The organism is Sphingobium sp., assembly GCF_003248505.1.
GTDB lineage: Bacteria > Pseudomonadota > Alphaproteobacteria > Sphingomonadales > Sphingomonadaceae > Sphingobium.
In genome coordinates, this window is sequence record NZ_QFOA01000035.1 from 18223 (window position 1) to 33761 (window position 15539).

General features: G+C 63.6%; 13 protein-coding genes and 1 pseudogene. 5 read left to right on the forward strand and 9 right to left on the reverse strand.

All coding sequences use genetic code 11. The features are described from left to right. Positions 1–3: 3 nt before the first annotated feature. The 5 genes from DI606_RS11955 to DI606_RS11975 all read right to left on the reverse strand — a co-directional run bounded on the left by DI606_RS11955 (position 4) and on the right by DI606_RS11975 (position 5470). On the reverse strand, positions 4–1884 hold the full coding sequence (locus DI606_RS11955) for an acyltransferase family protein (RefSeq protein ID WP_293983199.1): 1881 nt from the start codon (positions 1882–1884) through the stop codon (positions 4–6). Between the two features lie 326 nt (positions 1885–2210). Continuing rightward, positions 2211–2486 carry a hypothetical protein gene (locus DI606_RS11960; RefSeq protein WP_293983202.1) on the reverse strand — a complete coding sequence of 92 codons (276 nt, stop codon included), beginning with the start codon at positions 2484–2486 and terminating at the stop codon, positions 2211–2213. A gap of 87 nt (positions 2487–2573) precedes the next feature. Continuing rightward, entirely contained in the window at positions 2574–3158 is a 585-nt protein-coding gene (locus DI606_RS11965; RefSeq protein WP_293983205.1) for a hypothetical protein, read from the reverse strand. A gap of 117 nt (positions 3159–3275) precedes the next feature. Beyond that, on the reverse strand, positions 3276–4379 hold the full coding sequence (locus tag DI606_RS11970; RefSeq protein ID WP_293983208.1) for a helix-turn-helix transcriptional regulator: 1104 nt from the start codon (positions 4377–4379) through the stop codon (positions 3276–3278). A 95-nt stretch (positions 4380–4474) separates the two neighbouring features. Next, a complete protein-coding gene (locus tag DI606_RS11975; protein WP_293983210.1) occupies positions 4475–5470 on the reverse strand; it encodes a class 1 fructose-bisphosphatase in 996 nt (331 codons plus the stop codon). Between the two features lie 198 nt (positions 5471–5668). Between DI606_RS11975 and DI606_RS11980 the strand changes: the two genes are divergently transcribed. Beyond that, positions 5669–6454 (forward strand): TerC family protein, encoded by a 786-nt coding sequence (locus DI606_RS11980; RefSeq protein WP_293983211.1) that lies wholly within the window; start codon positions 5669–5671, stop codon positions 6452–6454. A 3-nt stretch (positions 6455–6457) separates the two neighbouring features. Here DI606_RS11980 and DI606_RS11985 read toward each other — a convergent pair whose 3' ends face one another. Both DI606_RS11985 and gph read right to left on the reverse strand, forming a co-directional pair. Beyond that, a complete protein-coding gene (locus DI606_RS11985; RefSeq protein ID WP_293983213.1) occupies positions 6458–7219 on the reverse strand; it encodes an enoyl-CoA hydratase-related protein in 762 nt (253 codons plus the stop codon). Next, positions 7216–7884, reverse strand: coding sequence for a phosphoglycolate phosphatase (gph, locus tag DI606_RS11990; RefSeq protein WP_293983216.1), 669 nt, complete (start codon positions 7882–7884; stop codon positions 7216–7218). The genes DI606_RS11985 and gph overlap by 4 nt, the downstream gene beginning before the upstream one ends. A gap of 143 nt (positions 7885–8027) precedes the next feature. On the opposite strand from gph, the gene glmU reads away from it, so the two are divergent. The 3 genes from glmU to glmS all read left to right on the forward strand — a co-directional run bounded on the left by glmU (position 8028) and on the right by glmS (position 12130). Further along, positions 8028–9326 carry a bifunctional UDP-N-acetylglucosamine diphosphorylase/glucosamine-1-phosphate N-acetyltransferase GlmU gene (gene glmU, locus DI606_RS11995; RefSeq protein WP_293983235.1) on the forward strand — a complete coding sequence of 433 codons (1299 nt, stop codon included), beginning with the start codon at positions 8028–8030 and terminating at the stop codon, positions 9324–9326. Beyond that, the gene (locus tag DI606_RS12000; protein ID WP_293983219.1) at positions 9323–10186 is read left to right on the forward strand and encodes a metallophosphoesterase; all 864 of its coding nucleotides are present in this window, start codon (positions 9323–9325) and stop codon (positions 10184–10186) included. Before glmU ends, DI606_RS12000 begins: the two co-directional genes overlap by 4 nt. A 120-nt stretch (positions 10187–10306) precedes the next feature. Then, entirely contained in the window at positions 10307–12130 is a 1824-nt protein-coding gene (gene glmS / locus DI606_RS12005) for a glutamine--fructose-6-phosphate transaminase (isomerizing) (RefSeq protein ID WP_293983222.1), read from the forward strand. Between the two features lie 87 nt (positions 12131–12217). Here the strand turns inward: glmS and DI606_RS12010 are convergent, their stop codons facing one another. Both DI606_RS12010 and DI606_RS12015 read right to left on the reverse strand, forming a co-directional pair. Further along, the gene (locus DI606_RS12010) at positions 12218–13831 is read right to left on the reverse strand and encodes a bifunctional GNAT family N-acetyltransferase/carbon-nitrogen hydrolase family protein (protein WP_293983224.1); all 1614 of its coding nucleotides are present in this window, start codon (positions 13829–13831) and stop codon (positions 12218–12220) included. 96 nt (positions 13832–13927) lie between these two features. Beyond that, positions 13928–15151, reverse strand: coding sequence for an NADP-dependent isocitrate dehydrogenase (locus DI606_RS12015; RefSeq protein WP_293983227.1), 1224 nt, complete (start codon positions 15149–15151; stop codon positions 13928–13930). Positions 15152–15311: 160 nt separating this feature from the next. Here DI606_RS12015 and DI606_RS12020 point away from each other — a divergent pair. Further along, a pseudogene (locus DI606_RS12020) lies at positions 15312–15539 on the forward strand (phosphatidylserine decarboxylase family protein); the annotation flags it as partial.

Here is a 15539-nt window from a genome sequence, read left to right on the forward strand (position 1 = left end):
CGCCTAATTGGCAGCCGCGATCACTCGACGCGCGCCCGCCATACTGAGGTGGTGCGAATCGAAGTAGAGCGGGCGGCCCCGATCGATCAGATCGCAGCGTCGGTAAGGGCATAGGATTGCCGCCGAATCGACGAAGCCGACCCCCTTTGTGCGCCAGCGAGCGATGGCGGCGCGCAGATGGACGGTGCGGGCTTCGACGTGCGACCGGTCTATCCCCTCCGCCTCCGCCAGTCGCCTTGCCATTGCGAGATGCGCCAGACGGCGCGGGACGTCGAAGGGCTGGGGCGGCACCGCGCCGATCAGCGTCACGCTGCGCCCCTGCCGCCGGATCGCGTTAACGGTGTCTTCCAGCTTGGCGACGAAGGCGGGATCGTCGAACCGCCCATTGGCCCAGAAGGCCGCGAGATAGACGTGGCGGATGCCCCGGTCCGCGCGCAGGGCGTCGAACGCCGCGCGATTCGCCTCGGCGCAGCGCGGGTCGGTAGCGTCGTAGCCCAGCACCGGCGGGCAACTGGACGCGGTGCGTTCGATAAGGGCACGGCCTTGCGCTCGCAGCTTTTCCGACAGGGCGAAGGACAGTTCGACGCCGTGACTGTCGCCCCAGAACATTGTGTCGGGGTGCACCTGGGCGCCCAGCACGCAAGGCCGGTCGCCGCGCACGAACGTGTCGTGGCAGCGCGTCCGCGCGGGGCTGATGTCCTGCCGGGCGGCGAGCAGCTTCAACGCACCGGGCGCGAAGCGGGAAGACCATCCGCCCTGCGCCATCAGAGTGAGCGAGATCGCGCCGATGAGGCAGGTGGACGCGGCAGTCAGGCCAAAGATCGCCTTCGCCGAAAATCGCTCGGGGTCGCGGAAAGGGCGCTCGACGACGCGCCACGATAGCGCCGCTGTGGCGAAGGCGCTTGCGATCACGAACAGGCGCGTCGACCCGGAAAGCGGCATGTCGGTGACATATTCCGTAAACACGATCAGCGGCCAGTGCCACAGGTAGAGCGAATAGGAGATGAGGCCCACGCCCACGAGGAGCGGCTGTGAAAGGCATCGCCCGACGCTCGTGCCGGGCGCGGCATGGAGCATTGCAGCGGCGCCGAGCACGGGCGGCAGGGCGGCAATGCCAGGAAAGACGGTCGTGCGGTCATAAAATGCGACAGCGAAAGCGACAGCTGCAACGCCGCTCCACGCAATCGCCTCGCGCAGCCATCGAGCCCGGATGACAGGCACTGCGCCCAGAGCGAGCAGCGCGCCTGCGAACAATTCCCAGGCTCGGGTGGGGAGGAGGTAGAAGGCGAAGCCGCTGGTGTCGCGTTGCTGCACGATCGCGAGAGCCAGCGAGCACAGGGCCATGCCGGTCACCGCCACGATGCATTGTCGGGGCGCGAAGCGGGCCAACAGCATCAGCAGGATCGGGAAACCGATATAATATTGCTCCTCGACCGCGAGGGACCAAGTGTGGAGCAGCGGCTTTACATCCGCCCCGCCCGCGAAATAGCCGGTGTCGCTAAAGAACCAGAAGTTGGAGGCAAAGACGCTGGCGGCCAAAGCCGATCGCGGCACACCTTCGAAATCGCCGGGAAAATAGAGCCAGGCCGATGCAGCTAGAACTGCCAGGACGGTCACGCTGAGGGCAGGAACGATGCGCCGGAATCGACGCTCGTAAAAGCGCAGGATCGAAAACCTCTTTGCGTCGATTTCTCGCGCGATAATGCCGGCGATGAGAAAACCCGAAATGACGAAAAAGATGTCGACACCGACATAGCCGCCCGAAAAGCCCGGAACATGCGCGTGGAACGACACCACCGGCAGAATCGCGACGGCGCGCAGTCCGTCGATGTCGCGGCGATGGCGAATCGCTGTGTCGGAAACGGGGCGGGCGGAGCCATGCATCGGGCCGCCTTAGCGGCAAAGACCTGACATTTGATTGATCGCGGCGCTGCGATTGCATGCCGTGCAATCGTCCCTTTGTCCTTCGCATTTGCGAAAAGGAACGGAGGGCGGCAAAACGACTGTGCCTTTCAGGCATCCTCTCCTAAAACTTTCGGGCTGGTCTTCGGATCGGCCTTTTTTTTGTCGCGCGCCTGGTCTAGGAAGAGTGAGCCGATGGCGCGCCATTATAACAGTTTCTGGAGAGGAGCCGCCGGTAAGACCGGCAGGCGCGACATGGCTGGGGGATGGAGCGCCGCAACGGCGCTCTCCCCCATTTTTGTATGAAGTCAGTCTTCCGCTTTGTCGTTTCGCCTGAACAGGCGCGCGACCATCACCGTCGCGCACAGGCCGACGCCCAAGGCCACTGCCTGTAACGTCCAGCCCAGGGCAAATATTATGGCCCATAAGATTACTGAAATCAGCGCGCCGAACAGCAGTCCCAAAAAGAGACGGTTGGACGAATCCGTTTTCTCATAATAAGCAGGTGGCGATGAATCGGTCGAGGCGGGGCCGCCGTCGCCTTTCTTTCGATATGACCTTTCGAGAACGCGCTCTTCGTTCATATTTTCGCTATCGCCTTTATGACGATATAGAAGGACGTGGATTTATTCGCATCACCCAACAGGGTGATGGCGTCGCGCTATTCGGCTTTATCGCAGGATACCGGACAACAGCGCCGTCAGTTCAGGCTGTCGCCGCGTTCCGGTCTTCATCATGAGCGACTTGAGTTGCGAGCGTATGGTTTCGCGCGACACCTTCCGCGCTTCGGCCATCGCATCGATGCTCATGCCGTCCGCGACGGCGAAAGCGATGGACGCTTCGGCCTGCGTCAGCATGAACGCTTCGGCGAGGGCATCGATGCGTTCCGCCTGCGGTTCTCCCAGCGCGATGGACAGAAGCGCGAATTCCCGGTTGATTGCATCGCGGTCTTGCACGGCGACATGACTGACGGTGGCGATGAGGGGCGGGGCACCGCTGCGGTCGCGCGGGCGGACGCCAAAGGCGCTCCGATTGACTTCCCGCGCATGAATTCTTGCCAGCATCGACAGCAATCGCGTATCGCTGTCGCGGTCGACGGCATGGATTCGTCCGCCTCTGATAAAGAAATGGTTGCCCTGATCTATTAAATTCTGGGCTTTGTCAGAAATAGAAAGAATCTTTCGTTCTGCATTCAGTGCAATAACCATATTCCCAACGGCAGCAATACTCTGGACGATCATGCCAACGCGATCCATGATTCTCCCTTTGCTTGCCATCCTTCGTGGTGGACGCGTTCACCTACTATTAAGGTACATATGGGTTCATTCTCCGATCATCATCACCCGAACGGGTGAACGAATGATAAAATGAAATCAGCGGATTAGAGATGACATAAGCGTGACAATTTCGCTCTGGGTCCGCGTTCCCGTTTTCATCATGATGGATTTGAGTTGGGCACGCACCGTCTGGTAAGACACGTCGCGGATGCTTGCGATGTTCGCGAGATTCATTCCCCCGGCGATCGACAGGATCACCGACGCCTCTGCCGGTGTCAGCAACAGGGCATCCGACACGGCTTCCAAAAGGCCGTCCGCATGCTGTCCGGCGGTGACGTAGAGAAGCGCGATGGCAGGGAACAACGGGCCGCTGCTGCTGAAGGGTACGGTAACGATGGTCGCCCGAAGGGGGGCGGCATTTGCGTGTTCGACGGGCCGTATCCAGATCGTCTGGCGATCTACATGTCGTCCGGCGAGCGCGCCGAAGGCGTGACCGAAACGCCTGTCGCTCTCGCGATCCGGCAGGACCAGCATGCCGCGTCGGGACGAGAAGTGAAGCCCGGAACGCAGCATGGATTCCGCGCTGGGTGAAAGGGACACGATTTTGCGGCCCCAACCGAGTGCGATGGCCACGTCCCCCGTCCCGGCCAGCGTGTTAACGATGAGGCTGGTATCGTCCTTCCCAAGCCGATGAGCCGATTCCATCGCGGCCGAAATGGCCGGCATCATCCGCTCCATCAATCGCTTTTCGGACGAGGATGCCGCGCCGTTCCGCTCGGGACGCAGGACCACGAACGCGCCGAAGCTTTGCTCACCGGATAAGGGAAAGCGAAGCATCAGCGCATCGTAGACACCTGTTTCCCGAAACATTCCGTTGAAGATCGGAAGGCGTGCCTTGATGGATGGATCGATGACATCCTCGTCGGCATAGCAGCGACCGAAAGGTGCCGCTGCGACCGCACGGATACGCGGATTGACCGAGGCGTCGAAACCGCCGCCCGCGATCACCTGTTCTAAAAGTTGCGGCGAAACATTGGACATGAAACCGGCGGTGATGCCGATGAGCGGGTCGGCCACCGCGATCTGACCGCTCCGGCCATGCAAAGGCGTAGCCAAGGCATTGATCGCGGCGTCCCATGATGCAATGCCGTGGGCTGCCTGCCAGAACCGGTCCGCAATCTCCCGTTCACCGCCGTCCATGAAGCCAGTTTGGAAAATATTGGCTTCATGGCAAGCGTAAATACACGCCGAATACTTCGCGTCGCACAGATATTTTGTATCTTATGCGTAACGAACTAGCGGGATGTCGCGGCTTCGACTTCCGCCTTGTCGCCCAGAACCACGCCGACCCGCTGGTGCAGGCCCTTGGGTTCCACGTCCAGGATCGGGATGAAGCCGTCCGTTGCCGCGCCGCCTGCCTGCTCGATCAGATAGGCCATGGGATTGGCTTCATACATCAGGCGCAGTTTCGCCTTGCCGGGCGAGCGGTGATCGTAGGGATACATGAAGATGCCGCCGCGCTTCAGGATGCGGTGCACGTCCGCCACCATGGATGCGGTCCAGCGCATGTTGTAATCCTGCCCGCACGGCCCCTTCGCGCCAAGCACGCGGTCGTCGATATATTGCGTGACTTCGGGCGACCATTGGCGGCGGTTGGACATGTTGATCGCAAATTCGCACTTGCCCTGCGGCATCTTCATGTCGGGGTCGGTCAGGACCCAGCTGCCCACTTCCCGGTCCAGCGTAAATTCGTAGACGCCCGTTCCGACGCTGAGCACCAGCAGGGTCTGCGGCCCGTAGATGGCATAGCCCGCAGCGACCTGATGCCGTCCGCCCTGGAGGAAGTCGTCCTCGGTCACGTCGCGCCCCGCGCAGGCTTCGGGAGCCTTGAGCACGGAGAAGATAGTGCCGACCGACAGGTCGACATCGATGTTGCTCGACCCGTCGATGGGATCGAACAGCATCAGATACTCGCCCTTGGGATAGCGGTTGGGGATGGGGTAGATGGTTTCCATCTCCTCCGATGCCATGGCCGCGAGGTGGCCGCCCCATTCGTTGGCGTCGAGCAGCAGTTCGTTGGCGATCACGTCCAGCTTCTTCTGCACTTCGCCCTGTACATTCTCACTGTCGAGGCTGCCGAGCACTTCGCCCAGCGCGCCCTTGCTGACCGCGTGGCTGATCGTCTTGCAGGCGCGCGCTACCGTTTCGATGAGCAGGCGCAATTCCCCCGGCAATGCGTTGGCCTGCCGCTGCTGCTCGATCAGGAAACGGGTCAGAGTGGTGCGGGACATCGTCGGGCCTTTCGAAAGGGAACGGAACGGTTCAACGCGCCCTTCGCTAGGCGAGAGGGTGCGGCTAGTCCAGCGTAAGGCGCTTGCCCGAGCGCAACGATAGCGTTTGTCCTGTTACAAAACATGTCTGTCGGAACCTGCCGGCAATGATTTCCGTTTCGATGCCGTGCCGAATTCCGGCCTTATGCGGGGACATACATGGACAGCCTCATCGCCGCCTTTACCGACCCTACCGCCATCGCCGCGCTCGTGGCGCTGGTGGTGATGGAAGTGGTGCTGGGCATAGACAATCTGGTCTTCATATCCATCCTGACGAACAAGCTGCCCGAAGCGCAGCGGCCAAAGGCGCGGCGAATCGGCATCGGGCTGGCGCTGGGTATGCGGCTTTTGCTGTTGTCGATGATCGCGTGGCTCGTCGGCCTGACGCAGACCGTCATCGACCTGGGGATCAGCGGCCCGCTCGATCAGCATGGCGCGCCCACGTTCGAGACGGCCTTGTCCTGGCGCGACCTGATCCTGATCGCGGGCGGGTTGTTCCTGATCTGGAAGGCAACGAAGGAAATCCATCACAACGTCGATCCTCACGGTGGCGACGACGCGCTGGAGCAGAAGAACGTCGTGACGATGAGCTTCGGCAGCGCAATCGTGCAGATCATCCTGCTCGACATGATCTTTTCGCTCGATTCGATCCTGACGGCGGTGGGCATGACGGACAATCTGGCGGTCATGGTGATCGCGGTGATCGTGGCGGTCACAGTGATGATGATCGCGGCCGATCCGTTGGCGAACTTCATCGCGCGCAACCCGACCGTGGTCATGCTGGCGCTGGGCTTCCTTCTGATGATCGGCGCGGTACTGATCGCGGACGGGTTCGGCGTGCATGTGCCCAAGGGGTATATCTACGCGGCGATGGCCTTTTCCACGCTGGTCGAACTGCTCAACATCTTCGCCCGCAAGGCGAAGACGAAGGGCGGCGCAGTATAAAGGTCAGAAGTCCGGGCGGCGCTTGTCGCGGAAAGCGGCAACGCCCTCGGCGAAATCGGGCAGAGTGAAAGCGTCGCGAAACAGCGCGAGGGTGGTCGCGTCGTCGTCGGCCTGCCCATCGAGGATACGCCGGACGATCGCCTTGGCCGCGCGGACGCTATGCTGGGCGTTGGCGGCGATGGTGCGGGCCAGCGCATCGGCGGCGGCAAGAGGATCGGGCGCGACTTCGTCGATCAGGCCGATGGCCAGCGCTTCGTCGGCGCGGTGCAGCGCTCCGGTATAGAGGATACGCCGGGCGCGGGCCGGGCCGACCAGATCGACGAGCAATTTGGTGTCGAACAGCGAATAGACGATACCCAGCTTCGCAGGGGTGATGCCCAGCCGCGCGTCAGGCGCGGCGATGCGCAGGTCGCACGCAATGGCAAGGCCGCATCCGCCACCCACGCAGTCGCCGTCGATGGCGGCGATCACCGGCTTTTCCGCGCGGGCGAGCGCATATTGGCTTGCACGGATCGCCGCCTGGTTGGCGATGCGCCATGCCTCATCGCCTGTGCAGGCGGCGAATTCGTCGATGTCGGCTCCGGCGCAGAACAGGCCCGGTGCGGCGGAGGCGAGAATGAGGACGCGCGTGGCTTCGTCGGCCATCGCGTCGCCGACCAGTTGTGGGAATTGCCGCCACATCGCCTGGTTCATGGCGTTGCGCCGCGCGGGCCGGTCGATCAGCAGGCGGGCAACCGCGCCGTCCCGCTCCAGCCGGAGCGTCATGACGGCCAGCGCTCCAGAAGCGGCACCAGTTCGTCGAAGTGATGGATGATGGCGTCGGCTTCCAGATCCTCCACCGGGCCGTCGAGGAAGCCGAAAGACACAGCGACGTTGGCGATGCCGGCATTCTTCGCGCCCGCAATGTCGTTGATCGTGTCGCCCAGGAACACCGCGCGACCGCCGCCCGCCCGTTCGATCATGGCGTGGATGGGCGCGGGGTCGGGCTTTGCGATCCCCACGGTGTCGCCGCCGACGATGCTGGCGAAGCGATCCGACAGGCCGAGCTGCTCCATCAGCGGCACGGCGAAGCGTTCGGCCTTGTTGGTGCAGACGCCAAGGCGCACGCCGCGCGCCGCCAGCGCATCGAGTGAGGCGACGAGGCCGGGATAGGGCACCGAATGATTGACGAGGTTCTGCCGGTAATAATCGAGCAGGACCGGTAGCAATCGCTGGAGCAGCGCATCGTCATGGCCGCCCGACGCGTCGAGCGCCCGTTGCAGCATGACTTTTGCGCCCTTGCCCACGAACGGGCGAATGTCCGCGACCGGGAAGGGCGCGCGCCCGACCGTGCCCAGCGCATGGTTGACGGCGGCGGCAAGGTCGCCGCTGGTGTCGATAAGCGTGCCGTCGAGGTCGAAGCCGACGATGTCGAAAGGGATGCTGGCCATGGCCCGCCCATGCCGCGATCGCAGTGGCAATGGCAAGGCAAACATGGCACAGAGCGGCCAGTTCTGACCATAGCCGAGGTACCGTCGTGACCGCTCAACGCCCGCTTGCCGTCATCATCCTTGCCGCCGGGCAGGGCACGCGGATGAAGTCCGGGTTGCACAAGGTGCTCCACCCCATCGCCGGGCGATCGATGCTGCTGCATCTTATGGCGAGCGTCGGCACGCTCGGGCCGGAGCGGCAGGTGGTGGTCGTGGGCGCGGGGCGCGAGCAGGTGGAAAAGGCCGTGGCGGGCACCGGCGCCGTGATCGCGGTGCAGGAACAGCAACTGGGCACAGGGCATGCGGTGGCGCAGGCGCATGACGCGCTGGCGGGCTTTGCCGGCGATGTGCTGATCCTCTACGGCGACGTGCCGCTGGTGCGGCCCGAAACGATGCGCGCGATGCTCGACCGGCTGAACCGGGGCGACGAACCCCGCGCGGTGGTGCTGGGCTTCCGCCCCGAAGATGCCGCCGCCTACGGTCGCATCGTCGCCGACGGGCAGGGCATCATCGACAGGATGGTCGAATATAAGGACGCCAACGACGCCGAACGCGCGGTGACATTGTGCAACAGCGGCCTGATGGCGGTGCGCTCGACCGACCTTTTCGTCCTGCTCGACCGGATCGGCAACGACAATGCGGCGGGTGAATATTATCTGCCCGACATCGTCATGCTGCCCGGCGGGCAGAGCGCGGTGATCGAAACCGAGGCGTGGGAAGTCGCGGGCGTCAACAGCCGCATCGAACTGGCCGGGGTGGAGGCGATGTGGCAGGCGCGCCGCCGGGTGGACGCCATGCGCGATGGCGTGACCCTGATCGCGCCGGACACGGTGTTCTTCAGCCACGACACGGTTCTGGGCCGCGACGTGGTGGTGGAGCCTCATGTGGTGTTCGGCCCAGGCGTCACCGTCGCCGAAGATGTCACGATCCATGCCTTTTCCCATCTTGAGGGCGCAAGCGTCGAGCGCGGGGCCGCGATCGGCCCCTATGCCCGTCTGCGCCCCGGTGCGGAAATCGGCGAACGGGCCAAGGTCGGCAACTTCGTCGAAATCAAGAAGGCGCGGATGGAGGAAGGGGCGAAGGCCAACCATCTGTCCTATATCGGCGATGCCAGCGTGGGCGCGGGCGCGAATATCGGCGCGGGCACCATCACCTGCAACTATGACGGCTTCCTCAAATATCGGACCGAAATCGGCGCGGGCGCTTTCATCGGATCGAACAGCGCGCTCGTCGCCCCGGCCAGCATCGGCGCGGGGGCGATCGTGGCGGCGGGGAGCGTCGTCACCAAGCCGGTCGAGGCCGACGCGCTCTGTCTCGTGCGGCCCGAACAGGTTGCCAAGCCCGGCTGGGCGGCGACGTTTCGCGCGCGGATGAAAGCCAAGAAGGCCGCTGCCAAAGGATGAGCTTTCCGCGCCGCCACCCCTGGGCAACGGGGTTATTATGTCTGATTTTCGCAGTTTGCGCCTTTTTCGGCTGGATGTTCCTGAATGCGCGCGCAATGCCGCTGGTGCGCCGGGCGGATGTGGCGCTGCCTTTCCCGGCGAACGCGCCGCGCAGGCCCATGACCGTGGCGTTGATGACCGACACGCATATGTCCGGCCCCGACAACAGCCCGGAACGGATGGCGCGGATCGTCGACCAGATCAATGCGCTGCGACCGGACCTCGTCCTTCTGGGCGGCGATTATATCGGCGACAGCAAGGGGGCGGCGACCTACGGCGCCTTCGCCAGCATCGAACCCTTCGCGCGACTGCGGGCGCCGCTGGGCGTGGTCGCGGTGCTGGGCAATCATGACAGCCGCAGCCGCAAGAACAGACGGCCCTTCGGCGACCGGGAATGGACGGCGAAGTTCGCGTCGCTCGGCATCACGCTGCTTCAGAATGGAGCGGTGCGGCGCGGGCCGCTGGCGATCGGCGGGCTGAAAGACCCCTATACGCGATCCCCGGACATCGGGACGACGCTGGATGCGATGCAGGCGCTGGGCGGCGCGCCGGTGGTGCTGGCGCACGGGCCGGACATCTTTCCACCGCTGCCCGACCGGCCCCTGCTGACGCTGGTGGGGCACACCCATTGCGGGCAGATCGCCTTTCCCTTCTGGGGCGTCACCTATGTGCCGTCGAAATACGGGACGCGCTATGCCTGCGGCCTCTTTCGCGAAGGCGCAAAGACCCTGATCGTATCGGGCGGCGTGGGCACCAGCGGCGCGCCGTTCCGCATGATGGCACCGCCCGACATCTGGCTCGTCACCGTTCGCCCTCTATGACAGTTTTTTCATGTGCAGCCCATGGCGCGGCTGCGGATGGATCATTAATGGCATGGCGACGAAGCGCGGCTATACGAGCGCGCTATCAAGGGCATATCCTTACGGACGGGGCTTTCCTTCATGTGCGGCATTATCGGGATTATCGGCAAGGATGACGTGGCGGACCGGCTGGTCGACGGCCTCAAGCGGCTCGAATATCGCGGCTATGACAGCGCGGGCGTGGCGACGATCCACGACGGCAGGATCGAACGCCGCCGGGCCGAGGGCAAGCTCAGCAACCTGGTGAAGGAACTGGCCGCAGCGCCGCTGCCCGGCACCACCGGTATCGCCCACACCCGCTGGGCGACGCACGGCGCGCCCACGACCAGCAACGCCCACCCCCACGCGACAGCGGAAGTCGCGCTGGTTCACAACGGCATCATCGAGAATTTCAAGCCGCTGCGCGAGGAACTGATCGCGCGGGGCCGCACCTTCGACAGTCAGACCGACACCGAAGTCGTCGCGCACCTCGTCAGCGAAAAGGTGGAGCAGGGCGCATCCCCGGTCGAGGCGGTGCGCGAAGTGCTGCCGCGCCTGCACGGTGCGTTCGCGCTGGCGATCGCGTTCCGCAGCCATCCCGACCTGCTGATCGGCGCGCGGCTCGGATCGCCGCTGGTGGTGGGCTATGGCGAGGGCGAGACGTTCCTGGGGTCCGACGCACTGGCGCTCGCCCCGCTCACCCAGCGCATAGCCTATCTCGAAGAAGGCGACTGGGTCGTCATCACGAAGGACGGGGCGGAGATTTTCGACCGGGACAATAATCCCGTCGAACGGCCCGTGACGATCAGCGGCGTGTCCGGCGCGATGATCGACAAGGGCAACCACCGCCACTTCATGCAGAAGGAAATCTACGAGCAGCCTGTCGTCGTCGCTCAGACGCTCAAGGCCTATCTGCAACGGATGGACGACCGGGTGTCGTTGCCGATCCCCGACTTCGACCTGTCGGCCATCCGCCGCGTCACCATTGTCGCGTGCGGCACCAGCTATTATGCCGGGATGGTCGCCAAATACTGGTTCGAACAATTCGCCCGGGTTCCCGTCGATATCGATGTGGCCAGCGAGTTCCGCTACCGCGCGCCGGTGATGGAGGAGGGCGGCCTGATGATCGTCATCAGCCAGTCGGGCGAAACCGCCGACACGCTGGCGGCGCTGCGCCATGCGCGCGAGGAAGGGCAGAAGATCGCCGCCGTCGTCAACGTGCCCACCAGCACCATGGCGCGGGAGGCCGACTTGTTGCTTCCCACCAATGCCGGGCCGGAAATCGGCGTCGCCTCCACCAAGGCCTTCACCTGCCAGCTTGCGGTGCTGGCCGCCTTCGCCGCCAATCTGGCGCGGGCCAAGGGACGGCTGGACGCGAAGGCGGAAAAGGAACTGGTCCGCCACCTCGCCGAAGCGCCCGCCGCCATCAACGGCGCGCTCGCCTATGACGAGGCGATCGAAGCGATGGCCCACCATATCGTGCCCGCGCGCGACGTGCTGTATCTGGGGCGCGGGACGGACTATCCTCTGGCGCTGGAGGGCGCGCTCAAGCTCAAGGAAATCAGCTACATCCACGCCGAAGGCTATGCCGCGGGCGAGATGAAGCACGGCCCCATCGCCTTGATCGACGAACTGGTGCCGGTGATCGTCATCGCGCCGTCGGGGCCTCTGTTCGAAAAGACCGTCAGCAACATGCAGGAAGTGCAGGCGCGCGGCGGCAAGGTCGTGCTGATTTCGGACTATGACGGGGTGCAGGCGGCGGGCGAGGGGTGCCTCGCCACCATCACCATGCCCAAGGTCCATCCCCTGATCGCGCCGATGGTCTATGCCGTGCCGGTGCAGTTGCTGGCCTATCACGTCGCGGTGCTCAAGGGCACCGACGTCGATCAGCCCAGGAACCTTGCCAAGAGCGTCACGGTGGAGTGAGGCCGAAGCCGCTTCCACCGTCTCTGCTGCCCCGGACCCGATCCGGGGCCCGGTGCGACCCGGAACCGGCGTCCATCATAAGGAACGTCAGCCGCCGCCGGGCGAATTATGCCCGCCGGCCGGCACCGGACCGCCGCTCGGCGCATGGGCATGGTCAGGATCGCTGTCCCATTCGATATGGTAGAGATCGAAGCGCCGGTCGCGCAGGTTGCGCACCGTGCCTTCGGCCCGCGCCCAGCTGAGGTCGGCGAGGTTCACGTCCGCCATGGTCAGCGTCTCGACATTTTCCGACGACTCAGCAGCGATCCCATCGCGCGCGAACGGCAGGTCGCAGGGGGTCAGGATCGCGCTCTGCGCATATTGGATGTCCATATTGTCGACATTGGGCAGGTTGCCGACATTGCCCGACATGACGACATAGCACTGGTTCTCGATTGCGCGCGCCTGTGCACAATAGCGCACCCGCATGTAGCCGGCGCGGCTGTCGGTGCAGAAGGGAACAAAGATGATGCGCGCGCCCTGATCGACCAGCCGCCGGGCCAGCTCCGGGAATTCGCTGTCGTAACAGATGAGAACGCCAATCGGGCCGCAGTCGGTCTGTATCACGTCCAGCGCATCGCCGCCCTTGATGTTCCACCAGAAGGCTTCGTTGGGCGTGGGGTGGATTTTTTCCTGCGTATGCACCGATCCGTCGCGCAGGGCGACATAGGCGATGTTCTGCGTATCGCCATCGTCGGCGCGGGTCGGGTGCGATCCGCCGATGATGTTGATATTATACTCCAGCGCCATCCGCGTCAGCTCCTTCGTCAGACGGGGCGTGTAGCCGGTGAGCTTGTCGATCGCCTCCACCGGGGACAGCTTCTTCTGCTCGAAGGACAGGAGGGGAAGGGTGAACAATTCGGGGAAGACGATGAAGTCGGAGCGGTAATCCGCCGCGACATCCACGAAATATTCGATGTTGCGGATGAACTCGTCGAAATCCTTGACCGCGCGCGCCTGAAGCTGACAGGTGGCGAGGCGAACGCTTTCGACCCCGCGCGGCACGCGCATTTCCGGCGCTTCGTCCGGGTCGACATAGGGGTTGCGCCAGACCAGATGGGCGGCGTGGCCTTCCGATTGCTTGTCTTCGGGCAGATAGTTTTCGAGCACGCCCAGCGGTTCGAACTGGTTCTTGAGCTGGAAGCTGATGACCTGATCGCGCAGCTTGCCCTGGATCACCTTTTCCAGATAGTCGGAAGGGCTGCCCGCGCGGCGCTTGGCGCGGGCATAGCCCGGCATCCGTCCGGCGATCACGATCCCGTGCAGGTCGAGTTCCTCCGCCAGTTCCTTGCGCTCGTCATAGAGGCGCTGACCGATCCGCAGGCCGCGCAACTTGGGATCGACCGCCATTTCATAGCCATATAGCCATTCGCCCGCCGCGCTGTGCCGCGTGCCGAAACCGTTGGCGGTGATTTCGTCCCAGTCGTGCCAGGAAAAGGCCATGCTCTTGCTGACGCGCATCGTCGCGCAATAGCCGACCACCCGCCCGTCATAGAGGGCGACGAAGCAGCCGCCGGGGAAATTGTTGACCTGCCCCCTGATCGTGGCGAGCGAATAATTGGGCATTCCCGGATAGACGCGCGCGATCAGGCGCTGGATACCGCGTGCGTCGGTCGGCACGGCGGGGCGGGTTTCGAGGCGTTTCTTGCCGGTGGTGGTCATGATGCTTTTCCGCTGATGGCAGGCAAGGAAAAGGCGGCGCCGGATGATCCGGCGCCGCCTCGTTCCGTTATCGTATTGAAACCACGGGCGGTGGGATCAGTTCCACTTGCCCATTTCGGTTTCGAGATTGGCACGGATCGCTTCGAAGAACTGCTCGGTGGTCATCCATGCCTGATCCGGGCCGATGAGAAGCGCAAGATCCTTTGTCATCGCGCCGCTTTCGACGGTCTGGATGCAGACCTTCTCAAGCGTTTCGGCGAATTTCACGACATCGGGCGTGTCGTCGAACTTGCCGCGGAACTTGAGGCCGCCGGTCCATGCGAAGATCGACGCGATCGGGTTGGTGGAGGTTGCCTTGCCCTGCTGATGCTGGCGATAGTGGCGGGTGACGGTGCCGTGCGCAGCTTCCGCTTCCACCGTCTTGCCGTCGGGCGAGAGGAGAACCGAGGTCATGAGGCCAAGCGATCCGAAGCCCTGTGCGACCTGGTCCGACTGCACGTCGCCGTCATAATTCTTGCATGCCCACACGAATTCGCCGCTCCACTTGAGCGCAGAGGCGACCATGTCGTCGATCAGGCGATGCTCATAGACGATGCCTGCGTCCTTGAACTTCTGCACGAAGCCTTCGGTTTCGAACACTTCCTGGAACAGGTCCTTGAAACGACCGTCATAGGCCTTGAGGATGGTGTTCTTGGTCGACAGGTAGACCGGCCATTTGAGGTTGAGGCCGTAGTTGAACGATGCGCGGGCGAAATCGCGGATCGAGTCGTCGAGATTGTACATCGCCAGGGCGACGCCCGAACCGGGGAAGTCGAACACTTCGCGGTCGATGGTCTCGCCATTTTCGCCTTCGAAGACGAGGCGCAGCTTGCCCGCGCCCGGCACGCGGAAGTCGGTGGCGCGATACTGGTCGCCGAACGCATGACGGCCGACGACGATCGGCTTGGTCCAGCCCGGGATCAGGCGGGGGACGTTGGAAATGACGATCGGTTCGCGGAAGACGACGCCGCCCAGAATGTTGCGAATCGTGCCGTTGGGCGATTTCCACATCTGCTTGAGGTTGAATTCCTCGACGCGCGCTTCGTCGGGGGTGATGGTGGCGCACTTCACGCCGACGCCATATTCCTTGATCGCGTTGGCGGAATCGATCGTGATCTGGTCGTTGGTCTCGTCACGCTTCTCGACGGACAGATCGTAATATTTGAGGTCGATGTCGAGATAAGGGAGGATCAGGCGCTCGCGAATCCATTCCCAGATGATCCGGGTCATTTCATCGCCGTCGATCTCCACGACGGGGTTTTTCACCTTGATCTTCGCCATGCGCCTGTTCGCTTTCCTGTTTCGGGTGGAATTTATGCGCCCGCCCTAGGGAAAGCGGCGTCAATGTTCAACTGTCGAGACGCCATGTTCCGCCGCGGCGGGAGCCGTGGACGGGATCGGTCGTTGTCAGCGGGGAAAGCTCTGCCTAAAGACAGTATCCATGGATAATAACGAGATCACGATCGCCGCCGGCGGCAATGTCAAATGGCGCTGGCCCTCGGTGCACCCCGAAGGCATGAAGTTCGGCCTCATCGCTGCGGGCATTACTGGCATCCTGTTCCTGGTGGGATGGGAAGTGGTCGGCTGGCTGATGCTGATGGTGACGATCTGGGTCTTCGCCTTCTTCCGCGATCCCGTCCGCGCGGTGCCGCAGGATGAAAACGCCATC